Annotated in this window: 14 protein-coding genes; all 14 read left to right on the top strand. The window is 47.8% G+C overall.

Annotation, left to right across the window (positions count from 1 at the left end; translation table 11 throughout):
• The first annotated feature begins 47 nt into the window (after positions 1-47).
• The 14 genes from purE (at position 48) to ACO53F_RS00700 (ending at position 17,043) form a co-directional block, all read left to right on the top strand.
• Positions 48-527 carry a 5-(carboxyamino)imidazole ribonucleotide mutase gene (gene purE / locus ACO53F_RS00765; RefSeq protein WP_257244464.1) on the top strand — a complete coding sequence of 160 codons (480 nt, stop codon included), beginning with the start codon at positions 48-50 and terminating at the stop codon, positions 525-527.
• Positions 524-1,570 (top strand): 5-(carboxyamino)imidazole ribonucleotide synthase, encoded by a 1,047-nt coding sequence (locus tag ACO53F_RS00760; protein ID WP_485136937.1) that lies wholly within the window; start codon positions 524-526, stop codon positions 1,568-1,570. Before purE ends, ACO53F_RS00760 begins: the two co-directional genes overlap by 4 nt.
• A complete protein-coding gene (locus tag ACO53F_RS00755; protein WP_485136936.1) occupies positions 1,563-5,240 on the top strand; it encodes a phosphoribosylformylglycinamidine synthase in 3,678 nt (1,225 codons plus the stop codon). The genes ACO53F_RS00760 and ACO53F_RS00755 overlap by 8 nt, the downstream gene beginning before the upstream one ends.
• Positions 5,241-5,243: 3 nt before the next feature.
• Positions 5,244-5,951, top strand: coding sequence for a phosphoribosylaminoimidazolesuccinocarboxamide synthase (gene purC, locus ACO53F_RS00750; RefSeq protein ID WP_303765034.1), 708 nt, complete (start codon positions 5,244-5,246; stop codon positions 5,949-5,951).
• Positions 5,938-7,392, top strand: a complete 1,455-nt coding sequence (gene purF, locus ACO53F_RS00745) for an amidophosphoribosyltransferase (protein ID WP_485136935.1) — start codon at positions 5,938-5,940, stop codon at positions 7,390-7,392. Before purC ends, purF begins: the two co-directional genes overlap by 14 nt.
• The gene (purM, locus tag ACO53F_RS00740) at positions 7,385-8,389 is read left to right on the top strand and encodes a phosphoribosylformylglycinamidine cyclo-ligase (protein WP_485136934.1); all 1,005 of its coding nucleotides are present in this window, start codon (positions 7,385-7,387) and stop codon (positions 8,387-8,389) included. The genes purF and purM overlap by 8 nt, the downstream gene beginning before the upstream one ends.
• Positions 8,386-8,958, top strand: coding sequence for a phosphoribosylglycinamide formyltransferase (gene purN / locus ACO53F_RS00735; RefSeq protein WP_485136933.1), 573 nt, complete (start codon positions 8,386-8,388; stop codon positions 8,956-8,958). Before purM ends, purN begins: the two co-directional genes overlap by 4 nt.
• A gap of 13 nt (positions 8,959-8,971) precedes the next feature.
• The gene (gene purH, locus ACO53F_RS00730) at positions 8,972-10,501 is read left to right on the top strand and encodes a bifunctional phosphoribosylaminoimidazolecarboxamide formyltransferase/IMP cyclohydrolase (protein ID WP_485136932.1); all 1,530 of its coding nucleotides are present in this window, start codon (positions 8,972-8,974) and stop codon (positions 10,499-10,501) included.
• 1 nt (position 10,502) lies between these two features.
• Positions 10,503-11,738, top strand: coding sequence for a phosphoribosylamine--glycine ligase (gene purD / locus ACO53F_RS00725; protein WP_485136931.1), 1,236 nt, complete (start codon positions 10,503-10,505; stop codon positions 11,736-11,738).
• Positions 11,739-11,766: 28 nt separating this feature from the next.
• Complete coding sequence (purB, locus tag ACO53F_RS00720; protein ID WP_485136930.1) at positions 11,767-13,071, top strand: adenylosuccinate lyase; 1,305 nt, start codon at positions 11,767-11,769, stop codon at positions 13,069-13,071.
• A gap of 46 nt (positions 13,072-13,117) precedes the next feature.
• Positions 13,118-13,666: a DJ-1 family glyoxalase III gene (locus tag ACO53F_RS00715; protein WP_485136929.1), complete on the top strand. Its 549-nt coding sequence runs from the start codon at positions 13,118-13,120 to the stop codon at positions 13,664-13,666.
• 214 nt (positions 13,667-13,880) lie between these two features.
• Positions 13,881-15,563 carry a ribonuclease J gene (locus ACO53F_RS00710; RefSeq protein WP_023390867.1) on the top strand — a complete coding sequence of 561 codons (1,683 nt, stop codon included), beginning with the start codon at positions 13,881-13,883 and terminating at the stop codon, positions 15,561-15,563.
• Between the two features lie 14 nt (positions 15,564-15,577).
• Positions 15,578-16,162: an energy-coupled thiamine transporter ThiT gene (locus ACO53F_RS00705; protein WP_298078264.1), complete on the top strand. Its 585-nt coding sequence runs from the start codon at positions 15,578-15,580 to the stop codon at positions 16,160-16,162.
• Positions 16,163-16,317: 155 nt separating this feature from the next.
• Positions 16,318-17,043 carry a tRNA (adenine(22)-N(1))-methyltransferase gene (locus ACO53F_RS00700; protein ID WP_485136928.1) on the top strand — a complete coding sequence of 242 codons (726 nt, stop codon included), beginning with the start codon at positions 16,318-16,320 and terminating at the stop codon, positions 17,041-17,043.
• Positions 17,044-17,050: the final 7 nt, after the last annotated feature.

Raw genomic sequence — 17,050 nt, 5'->3', positions numbered from 1 at the left:
AGGGTAGATAGGACTTAAGAAGCTTTGCCTAGAGAAAGGGTGTTAGTGTGGTAAAAGTAGCAGTCATTATGGGGTCCAAGTCAGATTACGCCACCATGGTCGAAACCTGTCAACTATTGGATCAATTCGGGATTCCTTATGATAAGAAGGTCGTAAGTGCCCATCGGACACCAGATTTGCTGGTTAGCTTTGCTAAAGGAGCAAGACAAGCTGGCTATTCATTGATTATCGCTGCAGCAGGAGGTGCTGCCCACTTACCGGGAATGGTTGCGTCTATGACAACCTTGCCGGTTATTGGTGTACCGATTAAGTCCTCGACTCTAAGCGGCCTTGATTCCCTCTATTCCATCGTCCAAATGCCCTATGGCGTGCCCGTCAACACCATGGCCATTGGGGTGGCCGGGGCAAAAAATGCTGCCGTCAGTGCCTTGGCTATGTTAGGCATGACGGATCCAAGCTATGCCCAAGTTTATCAAGATTTTAAGTTAGAACAAGAACGCCTAGTATTGGAAGAGATGACACTATGAAGATAATTTTACCCGGCCAAACCATTGGCATTATTGGAGGCGGTCAGCTAGGTCGCATGCTGGCTATGAGCGCTAAGGAAATGGGCTATAAGATCGCCATTCTGGACCCAAGCAAAGATGCTTGTGCCCGTCACTTTGCTGACACCTTCATCCATGCAGATTTTGATAACCGTAATGGATTAGAGCGCCTCTGCCATATCTCGGATGTCGTGACTTTTGAGTTTGAGAATATTGACAGTGACCTCCTGGCTGAACTAGAAAAAGACTACCATATTGTGCAGAGCGCTAGCCTACTCAAGACTGCGCAACATCGCTTGCTAGAGAAGGAATTTGCCCGTTCCTTGGGCATCGAAACAGTTGATTACCAGTATGTGGATCAAGATACGACTGGTGTTCAAGTAGACGGCACCTACCTCATGAAGACGGTGCGTTTTGGTTATGATGGCAAGGGCCAAAGTCAGATTACAGAGGCCAGTCAGGTCCAACCCTACACCTTGCTAGAACGTCTGGTGCCACTGGATAAGGAAATTTCTGTGGTGGCCTACAAGGATCGGACGGGCATTGGTATCGTGGCGGTCGTTGAAAATGAGCATCGCCATAACATTCTCTACCGGTCCATTGTACCGACAACGGCAAGTTCAGAACAAGAAGCGCAAGCCATTGATTACACCCGTCGCATTCTAGAAGCCGCTGATTATTATGGCGTCTTAACAGTTGAATTCTTCATTTCCCAGGGGCGCGTTATCTTTAATGAAATGGCGCCACGGGTCCATAATTCGGGCCATATCACCATGCAGTCTGCCAATAAGTCCCAGTTTAGAGTCCATATTGAAGCTATTTGTGGACTAGAAGTTGGGCCAATTCAGAACCAAGCGACTACCCTCTATAACATCCTTGGCCAAGACCTGGATTACTTCCTCAAGCTGATTCAGCAAGGGCCAGCCCACCTACATCTCTATGAGAAGGAACCGCGTCAGGACCGCAAGATTGGCCATATTAATTTCCCAGGACATATTAGATTGGAGGAACCCTTCATTGGATAAGCGAATTTTTGTTGAAAAACGTGAGCAGTATAGACAGGAAGCTAGCCAACTCATGGATAAGCTGAATAGTGAGTACGGCTTAGGCTTAGAGGACTTACATGTCTATGTCATTTATGATATTTATGGCATCGACTCCGTCACTTATGAGCAAGCCAAGTCTTCCGTCTTCTCCGAAGTCATGATTGACCAAGTCTATGAAGATATAGACCTAGTGCCAGGCCACTACTTAGCTTATGAAGTCTTACCAGCCCAATATGATCAACGTGCAGACTCTGCCATGCAGGCGATTGCCCTCCTTAATCAAGAAGCCAAAGTCTTGGTTCGTAGCGGTAAACTGGTTACCTTTGACAAGGCTTTGAGTCCTCAAGCCTTAGCTCAAGTAGAGAAGTATTTGGTTAACCCAATTGAAGCGCGCGTTAAGGATTTGTCAGTATTGGAATTCTCGCTTGACTCTGAACCTAAACCACTTAAGGATTTAAGCGGCTTTGGCAACTTTGGCGACCAAGAGCTATTGGCACTTAAGGCTGACTTGTCTTTGGCCATGAACTTAGAGGATTTACGCTTTATTCAGGACTATTTTGTCAGTGAAAAACGGGATCCAACTGAGACGGAAATTTATGTCTTGGACTGCTACTGGAGCGACCACTGCCGTCACACCACCTTTGAAACAGTCTTAGATCAAGTCATCATTAATTCTGATAAGTTCCAAGTACAAATGCAGGAAGCCTTTGATTACTATGTAAAAATTCGCGGCGAGCTAGGGATCACCAAGCCTATGACCTTAATGGATATGGCTAGCATCATGGGCAAGTACCATGTTCGAGTTCTGAAAGACCAAGCCATTGAAGTCAGTGAAGAAATCAATGCCTGCTCCTTCTTCGTGACCGTCAATAATCAAGGGGAGGAAGAAGAATGGCTGGTTCAATTTAAGAACGAAACCCACAACCATCCGTCTGAAATTGAGCCTTTCGGGGGCGCTTCAACCTGTATTGGGGGGGCCATCCGCGATCCTCTATCAGGTCGTTCCTATGTCTATCAAGCCATGCGGGTCTCCGGTAGTGGCAATATCTTGCAAAAACGGGAAGAAACCCTAGAAGGTAAGCTGCCTCAGGTGACCATTTCGACTGGAACAGCCCACGGTAATTCCTCCTATGGTAACCAAATCGGACTGGCTACTACCTTTGTCCGCGAGCTCTATGATGATTCTTATGTAGCCAAACATATGGAAGTAGGGGCTGTGGTCGGGGCGGTCAAGGTGGGGAACTACCAACGCCAAAGCCTAGTTCCTGGCGATATTGTGGTCATGATTGGGGGCCGCACGGGGCGCGATGGTATCCAAGGGGCTAGCGGCTCTTCCGTCGAACATACCAGTGATTCCCTAGAGACCGCAGCTAGCCAAGTACAAAAAGGGAATGCTCCTGAAGAACGTAAATTACAACGCCTCTTCCGCCGTCCAGAGTTAACCCGATTAATTAAGAAATGTAACGACTTTGGTGCCGGTGGGGTCTGTGTAGCCATTGGTGAATTGGCCGAAGGGATTGAAATTCATTTGGATAAGGTTCTGACCAAGTATCAAGGGCTAAATCCAACTGAATTAGCCATTAGTGAGTCCCAAGAACGTATGGCAGTAGCCATTGACCCAGCAGACTATCAAGCCTTTGTTGACATGTGTCGTGCTGAAAATATTGAATATGCCCATGTTGCCACTATAACAGACCGTCGTCGCCTGGAAATGTTCTATGGCCAAGAGAAGGTCGTAGACATGGGAGCTGATTTCCTGGCAACGGCTGGGGTTCGCCAACATACCAAGGCACGCCTAGTCGATAATGCGGGCGCTAATCCCTTCCTAGCTAAGCAAGTGAGCAAGGAAGCCATCTTAGCTGAATTAGCTAGTTTGAATGTGACTTGTCAAAAGGGCTTGGCCCAACAATTTGATGCTTCGATTGGTAATAGCACGGTCTTGATGCCATTTGCCGGTAAGCACCAACTAACGCCTGTTCAAGCCAGTGTCCAAGCACTGCCAACTCTACATTCAACTAGCGACACAGCCACCATCCTCACCTATGGTTTCATCCCTAAAATTTCTCACTACTCCCCATTCTTATCGGCTATCTATGCCGTACTAGAATCAGTTGCCAAGGTCTATGCCGTCGGTGGGACCAAGGAATCTCTCTACTTCTCCTTCCAGGAATACTTTGAAAAATTAGGCCAAGACCCGGCTAAGTGGGGCAAGGTGACGCAAGCTCTATTAGGTTCTTTAGTAGCCCAAGAAGCTATCGGACGCCCAAGTATTGGGGGTAAGGACTCCATGTCGGGGACCTTCCATGACTTGAATGTCGTGGAAACCTTGATTTCCTTTGCTTGTGCACCGGTCAAAATTGCCGACGTCATCACGCCAGAACTCAAGTCAGTGGGTAACAAACTTTATCATGTGCCAGTCATTCGTGATGACCAGGGTTATCCAGACTTGGTAGCCACGATGGCAAACTATGAGAAAGTTCACGCCCTCATTCAAGAGGGAAGCGTGGTCTCCGCCTATGTCCAAGAAGAGGGTAGTCTAACTGCTTCCCTGGTTAAGATGGCCTTGGGAGCTGGCTTGGGCTTTGAGATTGAGTCTGCCAATGCGCTTAACTTTGATGTAGCTTCCCTAGTTATTGAGAGCACGCGAGAACTGGAAGACTTCACCTACCTAGGCCAGGTTCAAGCAGAGGGTCACTACCAAGTAAATGGTTTGGCCTTCAGCCAGGATCAACTTTACCAAGCCTACACTCAAACACTAGAAGACATCTATCCTCTCTACCAAAACCAAGAGGCAGGCGCGACCGAGAACTTGACGCAAGAGGCAGACCAAGTCTATGCCTATCCAGAATATGTGGAACAGGTCCAAGTGGTTATTCCAGTCTTTCCGGGTACCAACTGTGAATACGATAGTGAGCGGGCCTTCATAGAAGTGGGGGCCAATGCCCAGTCAGTGGTTATTCGTAACCAAAGACCTGGCGATATTGAAGCCTCTGTCAAAGACTTTGTCGCAGCTGTCAAAGCTAGCCACATTATTTTCTTCCCAGGTGGATTCTCAAGTGGGGACGAGCCAGATGGTTCAGCTAAATTTATTGTTAACTTCCTCAAACATCCTGAAGTAACAGCTGCCATCCATGCTCATCTGGCTGACAAGAAGTTAATCCTGGGTATCTGTAATGGATTCCAAGCCCTTATTAAGTCAGGTCTCTTGCCATATGGTCAAATCAAAGACCTAACACCTAGCGACTTGACCCTCTATCGCAACGATTCCTACCGTCATATTTCAACTACAGCCGTGACCCGTGTGGCCTCTACTCGTTCGCCTTGGACCCAAGGCTTCCAAGTAGGCCAATTGCACGAAGTGGCCTTTAGTCATGGGGAAGGGAAACTGGTTGGCGAGTCCTTAGAAGCCTTCAAAGATTTGGTAGCCTTCCAATATTGTGACTATGAAGGTCAAGCAACGCTCAACGGACGCTTTAACCCTAATGGGTCTCAGCTAGCCGTCGAAGGCCTAGTCAGCCCTGATGGTCTGATTCTGGGTAAGATGGGTCACAGCGAACGTTATCATCAAGGACTTTATAAGACCAACACAATTCCAGGTCAGCAATCCATCTTTGCAAATGGGGTTCGCTACTTTAAGGGAGGAAAATAAACCATGAAACTCTTATACGAAGGTAAAGCTAAACAACTCTTTGATACCGGTAATCCTGAAGAAGTCTATGTTCACTATAAGAATAGTGCCACTGCCTTTAACGGGGTTAAGAAGGAAGAATTTGATGACAAGGGTAAACTCAACAATGCCATTACCAGCTTGATTTTTACCTATCTAGCAGAGCAAGGCATCCCAACTCATTTTATTAAGCAAGTCAATGAAACCGACCAAGTCTGCCGCCATGTGACCATTATTCCCTTAGAAGTGATTACCCGTAATATCGTGGCGGGCTCCATGGCTAAGAAATATGGGTTAGAAGAAGGGCGCCAATTAGCTAAACCAGTCTTTGAATTGAGTTATAAGAATGATGCGCTAGGCGACCCCCTTATCAATGATGACCATGCAGTGGCTTTGGAACTAGTGACGGAAGCGGAACTAGCGCAAATCAAGGACTTAACCGCTCGTATTAACCGGGCCCTACAAGACTTGTTCCTAGCTGCCAACTTAATTTTGGTGGACTTCAAGATTGAGTTTGGTAAGACGAGCGACGGACAGATTATACTAGCCGATGAGATTTCACCTGATACTTGTCGACTCTGGGACAAGGACACCCGAGACAAGTTAGATAAGGACCGCTTTAGACGCGATCTAGGTGATGTCATGGCAGCCTACAAGGAAGTATTAGGGAGATTAGAAAATGCGCGGAATTAATGAAGAATGTGGGGTGTTCGGGATTTGGAACCATCCCGAAGCTAGCCATGTGACCTACTTTGGTCTCCATAGTCTCCAACACCGTGGCCAGGAAGGGGCTGGGATTGTAGCCGGATCTAGTAAGGGTTTGGATAATCATCGGGGCCATGGTTTAGTCAGTGAGGTCTTTCGTGATGACAGCATTTTGGATCGCTTGTCAGGTGATCGGGCCATTGGCCATGTCCGTTATTCTACTTCTGGTACCAATCATATTGAAAATGTGCAACCCTTTCTCTTTCATTTCTATGATATGGATTTGGGGATTTGCCATAATGGGAACTTGGTCAATGCCCGTGCATTACGCAAGCGCCTTGAAGAGCGAGGAGCCATTTTCCATTCTTCCTCTGATACGGAAGTCTTGGTTCACCTCATTCGCCACAGCCAAGCGGAGACCTTCGAAGGTAAACTTCAAGAGGGGCTCAATCAACTCCGTGGTGGTTTTACCTATCTAATTGTCACCAAGGATGCCCTCTATGGAGCGGTGGACCAACATGCCTTGCGTCCTCTAGTAATCGGAAAGATGAAAAATGGGGCCTATGTTGCCGCCAGTGAAACCTGCGCCATTGATGTGGTCGGGGCAGAGTTCGTCTGCAATATTATGGCGGGCCAATATGTTGTCATCAACGACCAGGGCATTCGGATTGAAGCCTATGCGGCACCTCAATCGCCTGCTGTTACGGCCATGGAATATGTCTATTTTGCTCGTCCTGACTCAGTCATTGCCGGCCAGAATGTCCATGCCACTCGGAAACGTGCCGGCCGCCGCCTAGCTCAAGAAGCCCCAGCCCAAGCCGACATGGTCATTGGGGTGCCTAATTCATCACTCTCAGCCGCTACCGGCTATGCTGAAGTATCCGGACTGCCTTATGAAATGGGCTTGATTAAGAACCAATATGTAGCCCGGACCTTTATTCAACCTACTCAAGAATTGCGGGAGCAAGGGGTTCGTATGAAACTTTCTGCCGTCAAATCCATTGTGGGTGGCAAGCGAGTCGTCATGGTAGATGATTCCATCGTGCGGGGAACCACCTCGCGACGGATTGTCCAATTACTTAAGGAGGCCGGTGCCAAAGAAGTTCATGTGCGGATTGCGGCACCACCTATTCTCTTCCCATCCTTCTACGGCATCGACATGTCGACTTCTGGGGAATTGATTTGTGCCAACCATAGTTTGGAGGAAGTGTGCCAGCTCATTAATGCAGATAGCTTGGCCTTTCTCAGTGAAGAAGGGCTCAAAGATGCTATTGGCCTAGAGGCTGAAGGTCCTAACAAGGGCCTCTGCATGGACTGCTTCTCTGCCGACTATGTAGCCGGTCTACACGATTATGAGCAGCAATTTTATGACTCACTGACCCCTATCCAACAAGCCTATTTAGCCAAAAAGGAGGCCCAACATGAGTAAACACTATGCAGCCAGTGGCGTGAGCCTTGAAGCCGGTTATGAATCTGTCGAACGTATTAAGAAACATGTGGCTAGAACCAAAAATTTGGGCATGCTAGCCTCTATCGGGAGTTTTGGCGGCTGCTTTGATTTGAGCGCCTATCAGTTCAAAAATCCCGTCTTAGTAAGTGGGACCGATGGCGTGGGGACCAAGCTCAAGCTGGCCTTTGAGCTGGATATCCATAATACCATTGGGATTGATGTGGTGGCTATGTGTGTTAACGATATCTTGGCCCAAGGTGCTAAGCCACTCTTCTTCTTAGATTATCTTGCGGTAGGTAAGAACTATCCGGAGCAAATTGAAGCCATTGTCAGTGGCGTAGCTGATGGCTGTGTTCAAGCTGGCTGTGCCATTGTAGGTGGCGAGACAGCAGAGATGGCGGGCTTCTATGAAGACGGCGAGTATGACATTGCGGGTTTCTGTGTGGGGGCCCAAGAGAAGGAACTCTTGCTTTCTCCTGACAATACTCGAGCTGGTCAAGTTGTGGTTGGTCTTCCTTCAAGTGGTGTCCATTCAAATGGTTTTTCACTTGTTCGTAAGATTATTAGCGATCATGATTTAGACCTCAAGTCAGCCTTTGGCAACTCGACCTTAGGTGAGATCCTCCTGACGCCTACGCGCATCTATGCCAAGGAAGTGGAAGCCGTTATGGCCCAAGTCAAAGTGGCCGGTATCGCTCATATTACGGGAGGTGGTTTCCATGAGAATCTACCTCGTTGCTTGGCAGCCGGACTGGGTATGAGCCTTGATAGCAAGGCCTATCAAGTGCCAGAAATCTTCCACTATTTGAGTCAAGTAGGACAGGTAGACTGGGAGGAAATGTACCATGTATTTAATATGGGGGTTGGTCTAGCCTTTGTAGTAGAGCCTGAAGATGTTAAAACCGTCTTGGACCTCCTGCCGGATGCCTTTGTTTTAGGCCAAGTAACTGACCAAGAAGGGATTGTTATCTCATGACCCAAGCCAAAAAACGCGTTGCGATCTTTGCCTCAGGGACCGGGTCTAATTTTCAAGCGCTAGCCGACGACGACCGATTGAAAGAAATCATGACTATCAGCAAATTAGTCTGTGATAAGCCTGGCGCGCCAGTTGTGGCCAAGGCCCAAAGCCGTGGCATCGACTGCTTTGTCTTTAGTCCTAAGGATTATGCCAACAAGGCTCAGTTTGAAGCAGCCATTCTAGAGGCTATTGAGCCAGTTGACTTGATTATTTTGGCAGGTTATATGCGGATTGTCTCTCCTTACCTATTAGAGCATTACAAGGGGCCCATGATTAACTTACATCCTTCCTTGTTGCCAAAATACAAGGGAGTAGACGCCATTGGCCAGGCCTATCGGGCAGGCGATAGTGAAATTGGTATTAGTGTCCACTATGTCAATGAAGAGTTAGACAGTGGCCAGGTCATCGCCCAAGCCAGTCTCCAACATCCAGCGGATGAATCCCTGGAGGATTTGACGCAACGTATTCACGACTTAGAGCATGAACTGCTACCTCAGGTCGTCTATCAATTACTAACCCAAGAATGAGAAGGAGGGCAATATGAGTAAAAAGCGTGCCTTATTAAGTGTTAGCGACAAGACGGGCTTACTAGACTTCGCCAAGGGCCTTGTGGCTGCTGGCTATGAGTTAATTAGTACGGGTGGGACGGCCACCTATCTGAAAGAAGCCGGGCTGGAAGTCTTGGATGTAGCCTCTGTCACTGGTTTTCCCGAAATTTTGGAAGGCCGTGTTAAAACGCTGCATCCGGCTATCCATGGTGGGCTCTTAGCCAAACGTGACTCTGATTTACATCGTGAGCAAGTCAGTCAAAATCAAATTGATTATATTGACTTAGTCTGTGTCAATCTCTATCCTTTCGAAGAAACAGTCAAGAAACCAGGCGTGACGGAAGCAGAAGTGATTGAAAACATCGATATTGGCGGCCCAAGCATGTTGCGCTCAGCAGCCAAAAACCATCAAGATGTGACGGTTGTCTGTGACGTGGCAGACTACCCGGCTGTCTTGGCAGAATTAGCTGAGAACGGGCAGGTGTCTGCCGCCACTCGTCGACGCCTAGCCATCAAGGTTTACCATAGAACGGCAGCCTATGATGCAGCCATTGCCCGTTACTTTGATCAAGCCGATCACTTAGTGCCAGATACTTTGACCTTGTCTTACAAGCTTCAAGATAGCTTACGCTATGGTGAGAACCCGCACCAAAAGGCTTGGCACTATGTCAGCGATCAAGCCGAAAGCTACACCCTGCAGTCAGCCACTCAACTGCACGGCAAGCAGATGTCCTACAATAACCTTCAGGACGCCAGCGCTGCCTTGGATATCCTTAATGAGTTTCAAGGTCAGACAGCCTGTGTGGTGGTGAAACATATGAATCCTTGCGGGGTAGCTCTAGGAGCTAGTGTCAAGGAAGCCTTTGATAAGGCTTATGAGGCGGATCCAATCTCTATCTTTGGTGGGATAGTGGCCATTAATGGAGTAGTAGATTTGGCGACCGCAGAGCGATTACATGCCATTTTCCTAGAAATTATTCTAGCTGAAGGCTATGAGGCAGAAGCTTTAGACTTGCTTAAGAAAAAGAAAAATCTGCGTCTCTACCAAATTCCACAAGGTGGCAACTTGGCTCAGCCTCAAATTAAGAGTGTGCGTGGTGGTCTCTTGATTCAAGATGCCAACCAAGCCCTAGCAGAAGACTGGCGTCAAGTAACCCATCTTGCCCCAAGTGAGGACCAAAAAGCTGATTTAGAATTTGGCCTTAAAATTGTCAAGCATGTCAAGTCCAATGCCATTGTAGTGGCTAAGAATGGCCAGACACTAGGTATTGGCGCCGGGCAAATGAACCGGGTTGGGGCGGCTAAGCTAGCCCTAGAACAGGCTGGCGACAAGGCTAAGGGAGCAGTACTAGCTTCAGATGCCTTCTTCCCAATGCCTGATAGCCTTGAAATTGCAGCTGACTATGGCATCAGCGCAGTAGTGCAACCTGGTGGATCCATCAAGGACCAAGCTTCCATTGATGTAGCCAATGAGAAAGGTGTGGCCATGGTCTTCTCGACCACACGCCACTTTAAACACTAAGATGGCTAAGGTACTTGTAGTAGGTGCCGGTGGACGTGAGCATGCCATAGCTTACAAGTTCCACCAAGAAGGTCATCAAGTTTTTCTCCTGGGTGATAACCCAGCCGTGGCGGAGTTTGGAACCTGTTTATCTCTGACCGAACCCGAGCTTATTGCTTTTTGTCAGACGGAGCCCATTGATTTGGTCTTCATAGGGCCGGAAGTATATCTAGTCGACGGTCTCGTAGACCGCCTTCAAGCAGCCGGTATTCGGGCCTTTGGTCCCTCTGCTCAGGCGGCTCAGCTAGAAGGCAGCAAAGTCTTCTCCAAGCAGATGATGGCCAAATACCAGATTCCCACAGCCAAGCATGAGAGTTTTAGCGATTATGAGGCAGCCAAACAATATCTCGCTCAGCAGGCAACCCCTATTGTCCTCAAGGCCGATGGCCTAGCAGCGGGCAAGGGGGTCATTATCGCCCAGACTCAAGAAGAAGCGCAAGAAGCCCTCAAGGCCATGATGCAGGAAGCTAAATTTGCTGACGCAGGTGGCTCCGTCGTTATTGAAGAATTCTTAGAAGGGGAAGAATTTTCCCTCATGTGTTTTGTATCAGACCGCAAGGTCGTGCCTATGAAGGTTGCCCAAGACCATAAACGGGCCCTAGACGGTGACCGTGGCCTCAACACTGGAGGCATGGGAGCCTATCTGCCTATTTCTCATATCAGGGACCAGGATGTTGCTCAAGGCCTAGAACAAGTCGTTCAACCCATGGTAGATGCCATGTCTCAAGAAGGCATGCCTTTCTATGGCATCCTCTATGCGGGTCTGATGAAATGTGCCGACGGTGTCAAAACAATTGAATTCAATGTTCGTTTTGGAGATCCAGAATGCGAAGTGCTCCTTCTACAACTCAAATCTAGCCTTTATCAGGTGGCCAATGCCGTCATTGATGGCCAGGACTTCCACTTGGAATGGGATCAAGATGCGGTTATTGGTGTGGTTTTAGCCGCCAAAGGTTATCCCGAAGCAAGTGTTAAAGGTAGCGTTATTAAGGGCTTGGATCAGCTAAGTGTGCCGGTCTTCCATATGGGGACCCGCAAGGTAGAGAATGAACTGACCATAAATGGTGGGCGTGTCCTCATTGTCTGTGCCAAGGGGACCACACTTGCCAGTGCTAGACAGAAGGTTTATGATGAGATTAAGAAGATTGATTGTCCTGATTTATTCTACCGTCAGGACATCGGCTATCGCTCATTATAAGCACAGGCTCAAGTAAAGGAGTTACAAGATGTTAGAACGTTACAGTCGCGAACCCATGCGCAGTATTTTTAGTGATGAAAATCGTTGGCGGGCAGCCCTCCAAGTTGAACTATATGCCGCTAAGGCTTGGTCAACCTTGGGGGTGGTCCCTGAGGAAGATGTCCAGGCTCTCTTTGAAAAGGCCGACTTTGACCTAGCGGGCATTCTGGAATTAGAAAAGGAAACCAAACACGATGTCGTGGCTTTCACCCGCAATGTCTCCAGCTACTTAGGTCCTGAGAAGAAGTGGATCCACTATGGCTTGACCTCAACCGACGTTGTAGACACGGCCTATGGTCTCCTCTATAAAGAAGCCAATGATATTCTCTATCAAGACCTCTTAGATTTCCAAGCTGCCCTCAAGGAAAAAGCGCTCAAGTATAAATTCACGCCATGTATTGGTCGGACCCATGGGGTACATGCCGATATCTCTAGCTTCGGGCTCAAATTCGCCCTCTACTATGATGAATTTAATCGCCATATCGAACGCTTTAAGGCTGCCCGTAAAATGGTAGAAGTTGGTAAAATTTCAGGGGCTGTGGGGACTTTCTCCAACACGCCACCAGAAGTTCAAGACTATGTCTGCCAAAGCCTGGGCATTGAGTCTAGCCATGTGTCTACTCAGACCCTCCAACGGGACCGGCATGCTGATTATTATGCCACCTTGGCCTTAATCGCGAGTTCGATTGAGAAAATTGGTGTGGAGATTCGGCATCTCCAACGGACCGAGGTGCGAGAAGCAGAAGAGTTCTTCTCCAAAAATCAAAAAGGGTCCAGTGCCATGCCACATAAGCGCAATCCAATCTCAAGTGAGAACATGGCCGGCTGTGCCCGTATTATGCGGGGCTATATGCTAGCGGCCTACGAAAATATTCCGCTCTGGCATGAACGAGATATTTCCCACTCTAGTGCGGAACGTATCTTATCTATGGATGCAACCAGCCTCTTAGATTACATGTTGGCACGCTTCACTAAGGTAATCCAAAACTTGACTATTTTTGAAGATAACATGATTAAGAATATCTATGCCACTCATGGTGTCATCTTCGCTCAGCGGACCATGTCGACCTTGATTGAGAAATACGGTTTTGCTCGTGAGCAGGCCTATGACTTGGTACAACCGCTGGCTATGAAGTCTTGGTTTGAGGCCATTCCTTTCAAGCAACTCTTGCAAGAAGACCCAACCATTCAAGCGACTATGGATGCCGCAACACTTGACTCCTGCTTCGAATTAGAAGTTCATTTAATCAATATTGATAAGATTTTCCACCGGATTCCTGGTTTGGAAGACTAGTTTAATTTGTAAGCTCAGACACATTTTCTGAGAAAGGGGTAGGCTAATGGCTAAAGTTGCCGTAATTTTTGCACCTGGCTTTGAAGAAATCGAAGCCTTGACCGCAGTGGATGTCTTAAGACGTGCTCAGATTCAAGTTCATATGGTAGGATGGGCCAAGTATGTAAGAGGCTCCCATGCCATCACGGTGGAAATGGATCAGGTCTGGCCACTTAGCTTAGCCCCTTATGATGCGGTGGTGCTACCTGGTGGCATGCCAGGTGCCGCCACCTTGCGAGACCAAGAAGATTTAGTGCGTGCGCTCAAGAACCACCATCAAGAAGGTAAGCTGGTGGCGGCCATCTGTGCGGCGCCAATTGCCTTGGCTCAAGCAGGGCTTCTAGCAGACAAAACCTATACCTGCTATGATGGTTTTGAAGAGCAGATTACAGATGGACACTATGTCAAAGAATTGGTAGTGGTAGATGATAGAGTGATTACCAGTCGAGGGCCAGCCTCCGCCTTGGCCTTTGCCTATGAGTTGGTGGACCAACTAGGTGGCGACGCCCAAGCTCTACGTCAAGCCATGCTCTATCAGGACATATTTGGTGAATAGCATTAGGAAAAGAGGCCGATAGGCCTCTTTTACATTTCATAGATTAGGAGTGCTCTAGGAGCCAGCTTATAGACGCTTTTGCCTCGATTGGGCCTTTGCAAAATCAGGCAAAACAGTATATAATAAGGAGAACATCTACAACAGTTGTGATAATTGCTGGACCGGTTATCGACAGCACTTATCGACTTTATGAAATGAATTTTTGAGGTGAATTATGAGCAATATTAAAATTATTCCCCTAGGTGGGGTCCGCGAAGCAGGGAAGAACCTGTATGTGGTAGAAGTCAACGAGTCTATTTTTGTAATGGACTGTGGCTTAGTCTTCCCAGAGGAGGGTTTGCTAGGGATTGACGCCGTTATCCCAGACTTCTCCTACTTAGAAGAAAATGCGGACCGCGTCGTGGGGATTTTCCTCACTCACGGGCATGCCGATGCTGTGGGGGCCTTACCCTATCTCCTAGAAGTAATTGAAGCACCTGTCTTTGGGACGGAATTGACCATTGAATTAGCTTCACTTCTAGCCAAGGAGCGGGGCCTGGCGGACCGTTTAGAGAACTTCTTCAAAATCGATGAGGAAGTAGAAATTGAATTCGAAGATGCCAATGTTTCCTTCTTCCGTACGACTCACACCATTCCAGACTCTGTGGGGATTGTCATCCAAACCAAGGAAGGCTCCATTGTCTATACGGGTGATTTCCGTATTGACCCAAGTGCTAAGCCTCTTTACAAGACTCACTTTGGGCGTTTGACGGATATTGGGGAGAGTGGCGTTCTAGCCCTCTTGGCCGATTCTTCAGAAGCTGAAAGCCATGTGGAAAACGTCAGTGACCAACAGGCGGCGGATGAAATCTTAGAGACTTTCCGTAATGCCCATGGTCGGGTTATTGTGGCCTGCGTTGGTAGCAACATCGCGCGTCTTCAGCAAGTCATGGATGCTGCCCACACTTCTAAACGGACCATTTTCGTTCCAGGTGGGGAGCTCATGGATATCGTGGATACGGCTATCAAGTTAGACAAACTAATCATGCCAAGTAAGCGTACCTTCGGCCAAATGAAGAATATTGGCAAGTTCAAGGACCATGAAATTATTATCTTAGAAACCGGCATGTCAGGTGAACCTATTCAAGCCTTGCAACTCATGGCTCAAGGTCGTCATCGACAAGTTAAGATGCAAGAAGGGGATTTGGTCCTCTTTGCCTCAACGCCTTCAATTGCCATTGAGACAGCTATGGCGCGGACCCAAGATATGATCTACCGAGCAGGCGCTCAAGTTAAGGTCTTGACCGACAGCTTCAAGGCATCTGGTCACGCGACCCCTAATGAGCTCAAACTCATGATTAATTTCTTACAACCAAAAATCATCATCCCTGTAAACGGTGAATACCGTCAACAAGCTGCTTTGGCTGACATTGCCAATCAGTTGGGTTATGAAGATGATCAAATCTTCATTCCAAGTGCCGGAGATGTGATTGAATACCGTAAGGGCCAATTCCTGATGACTCAAGAAGTGCCAGCAGGGGACATCTTAGTCGATGGGAATGGGGTCGGCGATATCGGGAGTGTCGTCTTACGCGACCGTCGTATCCTCAGTGAAGATGGGATTTGTGTCATCGTCGCGACAATTTCCCGCCGTCTCAAGAAGGTATTGGTAGGGCCACAAATCGTAACCCGTGGCTTCATCTATGTTAAGTCCAGCATCGATTTGATTGAATCTGCTTCGGACATGACCTTAGACATCTTGGATAAACATTTGGCCAGCGAAGAGTTCGACTGGGCTGAATTGAAGAGTGATTTGCGGGAACAAGTTAGCAAGTACTTCTTCAAGGAAACCAAGCGTCGTCCGGTTGTGCTTCCAATCATTATGGAAGCGTCGCAATACCAACCTAATAAGAACTAAGGAGGGACGCCCTAATGAATAAACATACAGTACGTCGTTTGCGAGATGTTCTGCTAGCCATTGTGCTCAGCTTGGCAATTTCCATTCTCTGGCTGAAACTGGGTGAACTACCTCTCCATACTGCACTTGTTGTCTTGCCTCTCATTTGGGTAGGACTCCGTCACGGTGGTGCCAATGCCGTTGTGAGTGGCGTGGTGGTTGGCTTAATTACGGGCGCTGTAGCGGGGCATTTTGGCGATATTGTCTCAACTGCCTTGATTGATGTCTTGCCCTACACAGCAGCTGGCTTGGCAGGTTTCTTCGCCAAATATACCCAAAAGACCCTCAACAACCGCCGTTATTCCTCAACTTACTTGAATATGGGGACTGCCAGTCTCTTAGTGGTAGCTAGCTTCCTAGCTATCAAGGTCGGCATGCTTTGGCTCATGCAACAAGAAATTCCCTTTACTTGGGGTACTGCCGCTCTAGCAGGTCTAGAGGCTTGGGCGCTAGCCTTCATTATTCTAGTGATTCTGGCTCGCACCAATGTTGACGCCATCATTCCAAAACGCAGTCGTTATCTGACTCGTCGGGAAGTTTCACGCCTTTTAAATGACTAATTAGCCTTAAAAGGAAACGCGCTTGCTAATGGCAGGGGCGTTTTTTTTATCATTTGTTAACAAGTTGCCTAAAAGACGCCAAAGTCTTAGTAAATTCATAGGCGTTTTCACAAGAATGGGGTATAATAGAACTAGTAGTTTTAGGAGGTGGGAGCTTGAATTCTCAACAATTATCGCGGCGTTTAGCCACAGTGGCAGACTTGATTTGCCAGTATGGGGCAAGTGACATCCGTTTGGCGGATATTGGCAGTGATCATGCTTATTTGCCATGCCATTTAGCCCTCAATCAAAAAATTCAAGCAGCAGTAGCAGGGGAGGTCGTAAAGGGGCCTTATCAATCTGCCCAAGCCGAGGTTCAAAGTCAGGGCTTAGATTCAATGATTCAAGTAAGACTGGGGGACGGCTTAGCCGTCATCCAAGCTGACGATGCCATTAATGTTATCAGTATTTGTGGCATGGGAGGCAGTCTCATTCGGTCTATATTGGACGAGGGGCAAGATAAGTTAAGTCATGGCCCATTGCTAGTGCTTCAGCCAAATATCGGGGAAGCGACTTTAAGAACCTGGCTCAGTCAACACGACTACCAGATTGTCCACGAGACCATTGTGGAAGACAGTCAACGACTCTATGAAATTATCGTTGCCCAGCATCAACCAGGTGCCTCTGATTTAAGTCCACGCCAGGCCTATCTTGGTCCAATCTTAAGCCAAAAGAGAGGGCCTTTATATAAACAAAAATGGGCTCGAGAGCAAGCCAATCTCAAGGCCATTAAAGCCCAAATTCAAGCAGCAGCTCAACCAGATTATGCTAAACTAGCTGAGATTGCTGAAAAATTAGGCTGGATTGCGGATAGCTTAAGCCAATGTCAAGAAGAGGAGTAATGATAAG

It is taken from the genome of Abiotrophia sp. (assembly GCF_057275535.1).
The sequence above is the reverse complement of the archived record's forward strand: the minus strand, read 5'-3'. Positions and strand labels throughout refer to the sequence as shown.

Coding starts and splice junctions, on each gene's coding strand:
- ACO53F_RS00710 (WP_023390867.1), top strand. CDS start 13,881: ATGAGCAATATTAAAATTATTCCCCTAGGTGGGGTCCGCGAAGCAGGG.
- purF (WP_485136935.1), top strand. CDS start 5,938: ATGCGCGGAATTAATGAAGAATGTGGGGTGTTCGGGATTTGGAACCAT.
- purM (WP_485136934.1), top strand. CDS start 7,385: ATGAGTAAACACTATGCAGCCAGTGGCGTGAGCCTTGAAGCCGGTTAT.
- ACO53F_RS00760 (WP_485136937.1), top strand. CDS start 524: ATGAAGATAATTTTACCCGGCCAAACCATTGGCATTATTGGAGGCGGT.
- purH (WP_485136932.1), top strand. CDS start 8,972: ATGAGTAAAAAGCGTGCCTTATTAAGTGTTAGCGACAAGACGGGCTTA.
- ACO53F_RS00715 (WP_485136929.1), top strand. CDS start 13,118: ATGGCTAAAGTTGCCGTAATTTTTGCACCTGGCTTTGAAGAAATCGAA.
- purB (WP_485136930.1), top strand. CDS start 11,767: ATGTTAGAACGTTACAGTCGCGAACCCATGCGCAGTATTTTTAGTGAT.
- ACO53F_RS00705 (WP_298078264.1), top strand. CDS start 15,578: ATGAATAAACATACAGTACGTCGTTTGCGAGATGTTCTGCTAGCCATT.
- purN (WP_485136933.1), top strand. CDS start 8,386: ATGACCCAAGCCAAAAAACGCGTTGCGATCTTTGCCTCAGGGACCGGG.
- purC (WP_303765034.1), top strand. CDS start 5,244: ATGAAACTCTTATACGAAGGTAAAGCTAAACAACTCTTTGATACCGGT.
- purD (WP_485136931.1), top strand. CDS start 10,503: ATGGCTAAGGTACTTGTAGTAGGTGCCGGTGGACGTGAGCATGCCATA.